Here is a 12,063-nt window from a genome sequence, read left to right as displayed (position 1 = left end):
CTTGCGATAGCCACCCTGCGCCCTATCCTGCACTCACGCCTTCGCGGCCGAAATCAATGCGGCCAACCCCGCGCGATGCTGACCCTGCGCATCGAAGTTCTCAGGCGACAGCCATTGCTCGAATCCACGGCTGATCGCCGGCCATTCGCCATCCGTAATCGAGAACCACGCTGTGTCGCGGCTGCGGCCCCGGTAAACAATCGCCTGACGGAATACGCCCTCAAAGGTGAAGCCGTATCGCGCCGCCGCTCTGCGCGACGGGGCATTCAGGGAATCGCACTTCCACTCGTAACGGCGATAACCCAATTCGTCGAACGCACGACGCATCAACAAGTATTGCGCCTCCGTACCCGCACGCGTGCGCTTGAGCAACGGCGAATACGCCACATGCCCAACCTCAACGACACCGTTCGCCGCGTCAATGCGCATCAGCGCCAATGTGCCCACCGCCTTGCCCGTCTCCCGATCAATGATCGCGTGATGCAACGGGTCCGTAGATGCCGCCAGCTTGGTCGCGTAAGCGTAGTAGCTGTCGAAGTCCGGGAACGGGCCAGCACTCATGTACGTCCAGTCGCGACCATCCGCCGCGCTGGCATACGCATCGTACAAATCCTTGGCATGACGCTCCACGTCAATCGGCTCGATCCGGCAGTAACGCCCCTCGATCGGCGTACGGGGCGGCTGGGCACGCGGCCTCCAATCCGGCAGCGCCGCGCCTATGGGTTGGTCGTACTCGTTGAAGTTTGGTACGTCAGTCATGTCCTTCTCTCTCCGGGAATAGGGTCGGCATTTCGTTCATGACGCTCAAAGTATCGCTTCAGTGGTACGATTAAAAGCACCACCTCAGAAGAATCTCATGGTGCCATAATCTTCGCAGCACCCTTCGCAAGCCAGACCGGAGCCCCATCCCGCCACTCAGACAGTGACCCAACTCGCAGCAGGATGGGGCTCCGGTCCGGCCGCACACGTTCTCGGTCATTCCTTTTCACCCTTCCCCCCTTCTCCATCCCTGCGCGTCGCCATGACCACCGCCCCGAAAAGCCGTCCCGCTACCCACGATAACTCGCCAGAGAACGTCGCCGCACTCTTCGATAGCCCCCTCATCATCGGACCCGGCCGCGCAACCTCACTCCAAAAACAACTCCTCTCCCGCCTCAAGCACGCCATCCTCGAAGGCCGCCTGCCCGCCGGTGCCCGGCTCCCCGCCTCCCGCACCCTCGCCGAAGACCTCGCCGTCTCCCGTAACACGGTCTCGATCGTCTACGATCAACTCGCCGCCGAAGGCTTTATCGTCCCCCATCGTCTCGGCACCCGCGTCGCCCAACTCTCGCTCGACCCTCACTTTGCCGCCAAACACACCAGCCAGGCCCTGACGCCCCCTCCCCCGGCTGACGATCCGCCCGCCACGCCCTCAGCCTCCCGACGCATCCAACGTCTGCCGTCGACGCGGCAAGCCGCCCGCGCCAATGAAACACCCCTCCCGTTTACGCCCGGTGTGCCCGCACTGACACGCTTTCCCGCCAGCACCTGGCGACGCACGCTCGAACGTGTCATGCGCGACGCACAACCACGCCAATACAACTACGGCGACCCGCTCGGTGAACCCGCGCTGCGTGAAGCCATCGCCGAACACCTCCGCATCTCGCGCGGTGTGCGGTGCGAGGCCTCTCAAGTCGTCATCACGGAAGGCGCCCACGAGGCGCTCATTCTCTGCGTCCGGCTGCTTACCGACCCGGGCGATACGGTCTGGATGGAAGATCCCGGCTATCGCGGCGCCAAGGCCGCCTTTCACTCAAGCGACGTTCGACTGCAAGCCCTGCGCGTCGACGACGAAGGGATCCTGATTCCGGAAGGTCTGTGGGAAAAGTCGCCGCCACGGCTGGTGTATGTCACCCCCTCGCACCAGTACCCGCTCGGCAGCGTGTTGTCCGCGTCGCGCCGTCTCGATCTGATCGCTCAGGCACGACACCACGGTGCCTGGATTCTGGAAGACGATTACGACAGCGAGTTTCGCCATCAAGGCGAACCGATCGCCGCCATGCAAGGCATGGTGCCGGATAGCCCGGTCGTCTACGTCGGGACATTCAGCAAGACCATGTTTCCCGCACTACGCCTCGGCTTCATGATTCTGCCCACGACACTCGCCACGCAAGCCCGCGACGCACTCGACGAACTCCTGCGCGGTGGCCATCGATTCGAACAACTCGCACTCGCAGATTTCATCCGAAGCGGGCAGTTCGCCCGGCATCTCGGCCGCATGCGGCGTCTTTATCGGGAACGTCAGACCGCATTGCGTGACGCATTGGCCACGTATTTCGACCCGGCATATGCAGTGATTGGCGAACGCTGCGGCCTGCACCTGACAGTGCGGCTCGATCCCGCATTCCCCGACAAGGCCATCGTGGCCGCCGCACAGCGCGAAGGCATCGGCCCCCGCGCCCTGTCGAGCTTTGCACTCGAGCCTCAGCCCTCGGATAACGGCCTCGTGATCGGCTACGGAGATACGGACGCTACGCGTATCCCCGCCCTGATCAAGCGGCTCGCCGCCATCGTGGCGGCACAGAAGTCGGCGGCTGATTAAACGCGCCGCCGCAAGCGATTACGCGGTTTGTGCGACTTTCTTGCCGGCTTCGCGAGCCTGAGCCGCTCGCGCCATCCACAACGTCAGCAAGACGGCCGCGACGGCCGCAATGGACGCGCACAGGTAAACCTCGGCATACCCATACGCCCCCACGATCAGGCCGGCAACCGGCCCCGTCACACCAAGCGCCACGTCAAGAAACACGGAATACGCCCCCAGTGCCGCCCCACGGTTTTGTGCCGGCACCAGGTTGACGGCCGCCACGCCAAGCGACGGGAACACCAGCGAGAAACCTGCCCCCGATAGCGCCGCACCCAACAGCGCCGTGAATCCGGTCGGCGCAATGCCAAGCACGATCAGGCCGAACGCTTCAAGCGCAAACGACACCATCGCAACACGGTAGCCACCGAAACGCCCAATGCTGCTGCCCAGCAACAGCCGCACACCCATGAAGCACAAACCGAAAGCGGTCAGCGCAAGGGCTGCGTTGTCCCAGTGATGGCTTGCGTAGTAGAGGGTAATGAATGTGGAGATGGCGCCAAAGCCGATAGAACCCAGCGCAAGGCCCATGCCGAACGGCAACACGCGGCCGAGCACGGCACGGAACGCAAGGCGCTCGCCGTGGATAACAGGCGTCGCACGCTTCATACGAGCCAGCAGCAGGCCAACGATGCCGGACAGTGCAATCGCGCCGCCCAGCACTTCGATACCATAGGCGTTGTCGAGGGCGACGCCCAGCGGTGCGCCCAGAGCCAACGCGCCGTACGTCGCAACACCGTTCCACGAGATGACGCGCGCGGTGTGCGATGGTCCCACTTGGCCAATGCCCCACATGATCGCGCCCGTCGACACCCAGCTCTCACCGAAACCCAGCACGAGGCGCCCGAGAATCAGCGCGAGAAGCGACAGCCATGCCGCGCCGGAGAACACGCCGGCCAATGCCACGAGCAGCCCTGAGGCGCCACAGGCCACCAGTCCGCACAGCACGGTGCGTTTCGGCCCCCAAGCGTCAGCGGTACGTCCGGCGTACGGGCGCGAGAGCAGCGTCGCCAGATACTGAACGCTGATGGCCAACCCGGCGACGACCGAGCTGTAGGCCAGATCCATATGCACGAACGACGGCAGCACCGCGAGCGGCAAACCGATCGTCAGGTAGCACAGGAACGTAAAGAAGACCGTGGAGACGATCTGCAACGTCGTGGCGAACTGTCCGTTCGCAGGGCGGGTGTCGTTGGGCATTGCGCAGGGGATCAGGAATCGACGAAACCCCAGGACGTGCCAACCCGCGCGACGGGCAAGCATGCGCGCGGGTCAACTCAATCCTAGGGTTTTCCCGGATCATACGCCGTTTCGCGTCTTTTGTGTAAACGCTTAATAAATGACGACGAACCGTAATTTTGGCTAACGGCGGGCCGCATTCCCGCGCGCCCGGTCCCGCTCGGCCGCGCCTTCGCGCAGCAAAGGGATGAGCGTCTGGCCATATTCCACGGTGTCGTCGAGCAGGTTCCAGCCGCGAATGTAGAAGGCACTCACGCCAATGTCGTAGTAACGAAGGTAGGCTTGCGCCACCTGCTCGGGGGTGCCGACCAGCGCCGACGTTGAACCTCCCGCACCAAGCAGCCGCGTGTACTTGAGCCAGAGGCGTTCGTCCGCCACGTCCTGCGCCTGAGCCACGGTGTCGAGGCGCTTCGCGCCAACGGAGCTGCGCACCGGCGAAGAGAAGCGCGGGCCATCAACCTTTGCCGCCGCTTCAAGCTCTCGGCGCGACGTCTCGAAGATGTGCTCCGCGCGCTCCCACGCCTCTTTCTCGGTCGTCCCGAGAATCGGCCGCTGCGACACGCTGAAGCGCACCTGGCGCCCGAATCGCGCCGCTTCGCTCTGAACCCGCTCGACGAACGCCTGCGTCGGTGCGAGCGGCTCGCCCCAGAGCATGTAGATGTCCGCATGCTTTGCGCCAACCCGCACCGCCCCGTCCGACGCCCCCGCGAACGACAGCGCGATCGAATCGGGATGATGCGGCTTGACCGCCGAAAACGCACCGTCGACACGGTAGAAGTCACCGTGATGAGAGAACGCGGACGGTTCGCGCCACACGCGTTTGAGCACGTCGAGATACTCGTCGGTTCGTGCGTAACGGGCGTCGTGCGGCACCTCGTCACCGTCACGGCGCTGATCTGCCTCGTCGCCTCCGGTGATGATGTGCAGCGCCACACGCCCGGCCCCGGCCAGCCGCTCCAGCGTAAGCGCCTGCCGCGCGGCCAGCGTCGGTTGCGTGAAGCCGGGCCGATGCGCCACGAGTGCGCCGAGTCGCGACGTCTGATACAGCACATAGGCCGCAATCTGAAACGCGTCCGGACGCCACGACTCATGCCCGATTAATACGCGGTCGTAACCCGCCCGCTCGTGGGCTCGCGCCACCGCCGCAATGTATTCCGGTTCGAATGCGCTGGCGCCGCGCAATCCGGTCGTCTCAGTGACATGGCTGTGCGGCACCGTGCCGAGGATCTCGATGGGCATGACAGGTGTTTCCGAAAATCAGCGTGAACAAGGTCTACGCCGTGAATCCTTCCACGCGCTCACGCGGCGGTACGGGTGTGTTCGATCTGGCCCTGAATCGTCTGCGGGTTGATCAGGAAGTTGTAGATCGGGCACGTGCGCTCGACGGCCTCGTGCAACGCAGCGATCTGTTCAGGCGACGCCGGCGATTCGATATGCGCCGTGTAACGCACATTGACCGGATAGACCGGCACGTCTTCGTAACCCGGCTGCCCGCCGCGGTGATCGATGTTGGCCGTCACCTCGACGTTGACCGTGTCGAGCGGCACGTCCTGCAACGCCGCCTGCGTCAGAAAAATGTGCGTAAGGCAGGTGCCCAGCACGCCGAGTTGCATCTCTTGCGAGCCCGGACCGAGTGAGTGCCCCGCCAGTTCAGGTCCGCTGTCGAAGATGATCTGGAAGTCGCGCACACGAATGCGGCGCACACCGGTACGACCTTCGGCGCTCACGCGCGCGCTCAGTTGCGCGGGCTGCGAACCGTCGTCTCGAATCTTGTTGCGCCAGCTCGTCACGGCGCCTTTCTTTTGCAGCAGATATTCACGCAAGTTGCTCACGGAAGTCTCGTCGTTGAAGTTAGTGAAATGAATGGAATGAAGCGAACAATGGTTGCAGTACGTGCGACAACTCGCGATGTCGTCACGCCGTCGCACGTGCGGCAGCCGCCGCCAATACGGTGTTGAAGCGAGCGTCGAAGACGGGACGCACTTCCACCGGCCGCGCGATGATGCCGAGCGACACGAAGCGGTCGGCCTCCTGCTGCACGGTAGCGATGAGCGCGTCGTCGATGGGCGTGAACTGCCCGCCTGTCCGGCTCGCGGCGAGCGCGGCGGCATCAGGCGACAGACGTGCGGTTTCAATCTGTTTGCCAGCCCACGCCGGCGCATGCGTGCGCACCCAGTCGGCGGCGGTCTGTGCCCGCACCAGGTAGTCCTGCAAGGCGGCGCGCCGGGCGCTGTCGTCGAGCACGGACTTGCTTGCAAACTGAAAGGAGTAGGACAGCCGTTGCGGTGTTGCGAGAATGCGCGCACCGTACTGACGCTGTGCAATCGCGGCGTTCGGGTCCCAGATACCCCACGCGTCGACCTTGCCGCTGATGAGTCCGGCCAGACCGTCGGCCGGCGTCAGATAGACCGGCTCGATATCCTGCCAGCGCAAGCCCGCCTGCTCGATGATCGACACCAGACTGTTGTGGAAACCCGAGCCGCGAAAGACCGCCACGCGCTTGCCCTTGAGTTCGCTCACCTGATGCAACGGCGAATCGCCGCGCACCAACAGTGCGCCGAACAGCCCGTTGGTCTGCGCGCCAACGACGAAGGCGCTCCCTGGTCGAGCCGCAATCGCAAGCGTTGGCGTGTCTCCACCGGAGAAAACGTCGACATGCCCGCTGAGCAACGCCTCGAGTGCAGGCGGCGCCGCATCGAAACTCGACCACTCGATGCGATACGGCAAGTCGCGTAACGCACCCGCGATCTGAAGTTGAACATCCGGCCCGAGGCGGCTCGCCAGGCCGACGCGCAGCGTCACGCCTGCGGGGATCGCCTGCGCGGCACGCGATTCGTCACGGGAATAGGCACGGAAAGAAGCGGCTAGCGGCGGCAAACCAAACGCGGCAGCGCCCGCCAGACGAAGCGTACGGGAGAGAAAACGTCTACGACCCACGGGGGTGTCCTCTGCAATGAAAAACGACTATCTGCGCCGATTACACCACCCGTGTTCCGCCCGTCCAACCAATCATTCACCACAAGAATTTCCGCGCTCGCCGCATATGCAATCCCGCCAAATCAAGGAATGCTTCGCGCACCGGTGAGTCCACAACACCTCACCCCGTCTCATCCGCCAAGCCTCAGCGCCCAACCTCCGCCAACGCCTTCAGACTCACCGAGAGCATGGCGAGATCGGCGCTGCCCACCGCCACCTGATCGGCAAGCACGCGGTGATACCGCGCCAATGCCTCGGCATGCGCGCGCTGCCACCCGGCAACGAGCCTGCCAGCCGGACTTTGGTCAGCGATGTCAACGCTGCGAGCATCTCCATCGGCCCGCTCGCCGCCGTCGAGCACACTGGCCGTCAGACGCCTGCGCAGCACCGACAACTCCTCGAGCAACGTGGCACGCGCGAGCCTTTGCCAGTGCGTCTGCATCGGCAAGCCCAGCACGCCGGTCTGCAACCAGCCGTAGCCAAGCGGCGCATCGAGGGCGAAATACACCTGCGCAGCAAGCGCCGGTTCGCGCCCGCTGGTGCTGGCTACCTCGGCAATGTCGAGCAATGCCACCCGCGCGCCGATGCCCGCCGCCGTTTGGGCGAGCGACGACGGCACGCCTGCGTCGATCATCGCCTGGCATTTGGCACGGGCGGTATCGGCCGCCTCGCCGCTCACCAGCGTGTCAAGCGTCGGCAGAATCGGATCGAGTACACCGCGAAGCCGCTCGACCGTCTGCGGCACATCGGCCAGACGCCGGCGCAGGAACCACAACGTCGCCTGCTCGTGCCACTGCGCAATGGCCGCAAAGAGCGACGCCTGTGTCTCGTGCGAGACCCGCGCATCGAGCGCATCGACCTCTCGCCATAGCGCGTCGAGGCCATAGGCGCCGCGCGCCGCGAGACTCGCCCGCACGACGTCGACCGGTTCGGCCCCGGTTTCCTCGCTCAACCGGTGCACGAACGTCACGCCCGCCCGATTGACGAGCGCATTGGCATGCATCGTGGCGAGAATCTCCCGTTTGAGCGGATGACGCGACATTGCCGCCCCGCATCGGCTCGCAAGCGGTGTCGGGAAGTACGATGGCAGCTCTTCTGCCACGAAGTCGGCATCGGGCAGATCGCTCTCGAGCAGCACGTCGTAGAGCCACATCTTGCTGTACGCCATGAGCACCGCGCGTTCCGGCGATGTGAGCCCTGCGCCCGCTGCGCGACGCGCGTCGAGCGCCTCGTCGTCAGGCAGAAACTCGATGGCCCGCACCAGCCGCTGCGCCCGCTCCAGATACCGCATGAAGCGCGCATCGTCGTCGAGCGCCGCCGCCGCGCGCAACCGCCCCAGCGACAATGCCTGTGTCTGCAGATAGTTGTCCCTCAGCACGAGCGTGCCGACCTCTTCGGTCATTTCCGCGAGCAACGTATTGCGCTGCTTGAGCGTCATTTCGCCGTCCGTCACCACCAGACCCAGCAGAATCTTGATGTTGACCTCGTGATCGGAACAGTCGACACCCGCCGAGTTATCGATGGCATCGGTGTTGATGCGTCCGCCATGCTGTGCGTACTCGATGCGCCCGAGCTGCGTCAGCCCAAGATTGCCGCCCTCGGCCACGACCTTGCAACGCAGCTCTGCGCCGTTGACACGTAACGCGTCGTTAGCGCGATCCCCCACTTGCGCGTGTGTCTCGGTGCTCGCTTTCACATACGTGCCGATGCCGCCGTTGTAAAGCAGATCGACCGGTGCCTTCAACAGTGCGCGCAACAGGTCGGTCGGCGGCATCTCGGTGGCCTCGGTGCCGATCAGCTCGCGCACCTGCGGCGAGAGCGCGATGGCCTTGGCCGTGCGCGGGAACACTCCGCCGCCCGCTGAGATGAGACGGGTGTCGTAGTCGGCCCAACTGGAGCGCGGCAGTTGGAACATGCGCTCACGCTCGGCGAAGGATGTCGCTGCATCGGGGTTCGGGTCGAGGAAGACGTGCCGATGATCGAACGCCGCCACGAGCCGGATGTGCTTCGAGAGCAACATGCCGTTGCCGAAGACGTCGCCCGACATGTCGCCGATACCGACCACCGTGAAATCCTGCGTCTGGGTGTCGACGCCCATCTCACTGAAGTGGCGCTTCACCGACTCCCACGCGCCGCGCGCCGTGATCGCCATCTTCTTATGGTCGTATCCGACCGAGCCGCCCGACGCGAAGGCATCGCCAAGCCAGAAGCCGTACTCCGCCGAAATGGCATTGGCGTAATCGGAAAAGGTGGCCGTGCCCTTGTCGGCGGCCACGACAAGATACGGATCGTCGCCGTCGATACGCACAGTTTGCGGCGGCGGCACCAGTTGGCCGTCGACATAGTTGTCGGTCAAATCCAGCAGGCCGCGCAGGAACGTCTGGTAACACGCCACGCCCTCGGCCAGATAAGCGTCCCGATCCCCCGGCGATGGCGGCTGCTTCACCACGAAGCCGCCCTTCGAGCCGACCGGCACGATGACAGTGTTCTTCACCATCTGTGCCTTGACCAGGCCCAACACCTCGGTACGGAAATCTTCGCGACGATCCGACCAGCGCAGGCCGCCACGCGCCACGCGTCCGCCACGCAAATGCACGCCCTCCACGCGCGGCGAATACACCCAGATCTCGAACATCGGCTTCGGCTCGGGCAAGCCCGGCACCTTCGAGGGATCGAACTTGAACGACAGGTAGGTTTTTTGCGTCACACCATCCTTGCCCGTCTGGAAGTAATTGGTGCGCAACGTCGCTTCGAGCACGCCAAGGAATTGGCGCAGAATACGGTCCTCGTCGAGATTGGGAACGTCTTCGAGCGCCGCGTGAATCTGCGCACGCAGCCGCTCCGCCTGCGATGTGCGAGTCTGCTCACTCAGCGCCGGATCGAAGCGGGCAAGGAAGAGGCGCACGAGCATGCCCGCAATCGACGGATTCCCGGTCAGCGCACTCTCGATGTAAGCATTGCTGAATGTCGAACCGACCTGACGGATGTACTTCGCGTAGGCGCGCAGAATGCGCACTTCTCGCCACGTCAGCCCGGCTTGCAACACCAGACGGTTGAGATCATCGTTCTCGACATCGCCCGCCCAGATACGCGCAAAAGCGTCTTCGAAGCGCGCGCGGGCGTGCTCCAGATCGACATCCGCACCGTCCAGACTCGTCATGCCGAAGTCATGCATCCAGACGGCCCCCGTATCGGCCGGCTCGATCCGATAGGGACGCTCGTCGTTCACCCGCACCCCGAGGTGCTCGAGCATCGGCAGGCTGCGCGAGAGCGCGATGGGTTCCCCCGCCTGATAGATCTTGAAGCGCAACGTACCGGACGGGGCCTCCAGCGGCCGATAGAGCTGCATGGCCAGCGGCGTTGCGCCAGCGGCACCAGCGGCACCAGCGGCACCGGCTTGCGCTGCCGGCGCAGCATTGAGCAGCGGCTCGATCAGCTCGACGTCGCGCACCGCCACGCGCGCGGCGTAGTCCTCGCGGTACCCGGCGGGAAACGCCTGCATATACCGTCGCAGTGCGCGCGTGCCGCGCTCTTCGCCCAGTTGTTCGCGCAATGCGTCAGACAAATCGTCCTGCCAGCGGCGGGTCGTCTCGACAATGCGTGCTTCGAGCTCGTTGACATCGACGTCCGGCACATGTCCCGGCTCGGTGCGCACGGTAATGTGAATGCGCGCGAGCATCGACTCTGAGAGCTGCGGCGTGAACTCCACGCCCGTGCCGTGGTAAGCCGAGAGCAACAGGTTCTGCACGCGCACGCGCAGATCCGTATTGAACTTCTCGCGCGGCACGAACACCAGACACGACACGAAGCGCTCGAAACGGTCGCGTCGCACGAACAGGCGCGTGCGCTGGCGCTCCTGCAATCGCAGAATGCCCAGCGCGATGTCGGCCAGGGGATCGACATCGATCTGAAAGAGTTCGTCGCGAGGATATTGTTCGAGGATCGTGGCAAGCGTCTTGGCGAGATGCCCGTTCGGCAGGAAGCCGGTGCGCCCGATCACCTCGGCGACCTTGCGTCGCACGAGCGGTATTTCGTCGGCCGGCACCATATACACGGTCGATGTGTAGAGCCCCAGGAAGCGACGCTCACCGCACACCCGCCCCTGCGCGTCGAAGCGCTTGACGCCCACGTAATCGAGATAGCCGGGACGATGCACACTGGCCCGCGAATTCGCCTTCGTCAGAAAGATCGGCGCACGCTCCTGAACGATGCGGATGGCGCCGGGCGACAGCCGGGTGATGTCGGGTGTGCCGGCATCGCGGCGAGCCTCGCGAAGCACGCCCAGACCGGTGCCCACCACGCCTTGCAGGTAATGCTCGCCATCGCGCTCGACCAGTTCATAGTCGCGATAGCCGAGGAACGTGAAGTGACGGGCAAGCAACCAGTCGAGAAATGCCTGCGCCTCGTCGATCTCCGCCCTATCCTGCGGGCTCACGCCCTTCTGCGCGGCGCGTTGCGCGAGCGCTTCGATCGCCGCGTGAGCGGCCACCTGCATCGCACGCCAGTCCTCGACAGCGGCCCGTACATCGCCAAGCACGCGCTGCAGACCGTCCGCCAGCGCCTGAATGCGCTCGGGCTCGGAAAAACGGTCGACTTCGATGTGGATATACGATTCGAAACGGCAGCCGTCAGCGATACTGCCGCCGCCGTTCTGTGCGCCCGCCCCCGCCTCACCGGCCGCGCTGGCCGTCCCGGACGCCAGTAGCGCCCCCACGTCGCTCCCGGCATTCGGCGCAGCCCCCTCGTCCGAAGGCGCCGGTCGCACGAGGCCGCCCCCCGGCGCTACGGCAAGACGCCTGCCCGCCGCATCGCGCTTGATGCGGTAGACCGGATGGAAGGCGGAATGCAGGGCCAGCCCTTGCCGGTTGATTTCCATCGTCACCGAATCGACGAGAAACGGCATGTCGTCGTTGACGATCTCGATGACGGTATGACTGCAATGCCAGCCGTGCTGATCGAGTGTGGGGTTATAGATGCGAATGCGCGGCTCGCCGGAGACGAACTTCTGGCCAAGTTGCCAGTGCGCCATCGCCGCGCCATAAAGATCGGCGATACTGCGCGAAACAACGTCATCGGCATCGGCCAGACCGTAGTAATGCCGCACGAAGGGCTCGAACAGCGCAGCCAGCTCTGGCGCGCGCTCCCGGGCCATCGTGACGACTTCCGCCATGTGCTGGCGGACTTTCTCTTCCGGATTCGCGGGCATGGGCAACCTCAGCTGGAATGGA

7 protein-coding genes are annotated in these 12,063 nt (G+C 64.6%); 1 reads left to right on the top strand and 6 read right to left on the bottom strand.

All coding sequences use genetic code 11. The features are described 5' to 3' along the window. Positions 1–33: 33 nt before the first annotated feature. Positions 34–759 carry a GNAT family N-acetyltransferase gene (locus PBR20603_RS21070; RefSeq protein WP_150561404.1) on the bottom strand — a complete coding sequence of 242 codons (726 nt, stop codon included), beginning with the start codon at positions 757–759 and terminating at the stop codon, positions 34–36. Between the two features lie 262 nt (positions 760–1,021). On the opposite strand from PBR20603_RS21070, the gene pdxR reads away from it, so the two are divergent. Beyond that, positions 1,022–2,581, top strand: a complete 1,560-nt coding sequence (gene pdxR / locus PBR20603_RS21065; RefSeq protein ID WP_246174901.1) for a MocR-like pyridoxine biosynthesis transcription factor PdxR — start codon at positions 1,022–1,024, stop codon at positions 2,579–2,581. Positions 2,582–2,599: 18 nt separating this feature from the next. On the opposite strand, the gene PBR20603_RS21060 is transcribed toward pdxR, so the two are convergent. The 5 genes from PBR20603_RS21060 to PBR20603_RS21040 all read right to left on the bottom strand — a co-directional run bounded on the left by PBR20603_RS21060 (position 2,600) and on the right by PBR20603_RS21040 (position 12,041). Then, a complete protein-coding gene (locus tag PBR20603_RS21060) occupies positions 2,600–3,820 on the bottom strand; it encodes an MFS transporter (RefSeq protein ID WP_150561403.1) in 1,221 nt (406 codons plus the stop codon). Positions 3,821–3,982: 162 nt separating this feature from the next. After that, positions 3,983–5,098, bottom strand: coding sequence for an LLM class flavin-dependent oxidoreductase (locus tag PBR20603_RS21055; protein ID WP_150561402.1), 1,116 nt, complete (start codon positions 5,096–5,098; stop codon positions 3,983–3,985). 59 nt (positions 5,099–5,157) lie between these two features. Further along, entirely contained in the window at positions 5,158–5,691 is a 534-nt protein-coding gene (locus tag PBR20603_RS21050) for an OsmC family protein (protein ID WP_150561401.1), read from the bottom strand. Positions 5,692–5,773: 82 nt separating this feature from the next. Beyond that, positions 5,774–6,796 carry a PhnD/SsuA/transferrin family substrate-binding protein gene (locus tag PBR20603_RS24415; protein WP_174978006.1) on the bottom strand — a complete coding sequence of 341 codons (1,023 nt, stop codon included), beginning with the start codon at positions 6,794–6,796 and terminating at the stop codon, positions 5,774–5,776. Positions 6,797–6,980: 184 nt separating this feature from the next. Then, the gene (locus PBR20603_RS21040; protein WP_150561399.1) at positions 6,981–12,041 is read right to left on the bottom strand and encodes an NAD-glutamate dehydrogenase; all 5,061 of its coding nucleotides are present in this window, start codon (positions 12,039–12,041) and stop codon (positions 6,981–6,983) included. Positions 12,042–12,063 lie beyond the last annotated feature (22 nt).

It is taken from the genome of Pandoraea bronchicola (genome assembly GCF_902459805.1).
Taxonomy (GTDB): domain Bacteria; phylum Pseudomonadota; class Gammaproteobacteria; order Burkholderiales; family Burkholderiaceae; genus Pandoraea; species Pandoraea bronchicola.
The sequence above is the reverse complement of the archived record's forward strand: the minus strand, read 5'-3'. Positions and strand labels throughout refer to the sequence as shown.

Excerpts from the sequence above, each read along its gene's own strand:
- PBR20603_RS21070 (WP_150561404.1), bottom strand. The coding sequence starts at position 759 with ATGACTGACGTACCAAACTTCAACGAGTACGACCAACCCATAGGCGCG.
- pdxR (WP_246174901.1), top strand. The coding sequence starts at position 1,022 with ATGACCACCGCCCCGAAAAGCCGTCCCGCTACCCACGATAACTCGCCA.
- PBR20603_RS21060 (WP_150561403.1), bottom strand. The coding sequence starts at position 3,820 with ATGCCCAACGACACCCGCCCTGCGAACGGACAGTTCGCCACGACGTTG.
- PBR20603_RS21055 (WP_150561402.1), bottom strand. The coding sequence starts at position 5,098 with ATGCCCATCGAGATCCTCGGCACGGTGCCGCACAGCCATGTCACTGAG.
- PBR20603_RS21040 (WP_150561399.1), bottom strand. The coding sequence starts at position 12,041 with ATGCCCGCGAATCCGGAAGAGAAAGTCCGCCAGCACATGGCGGAAGTC.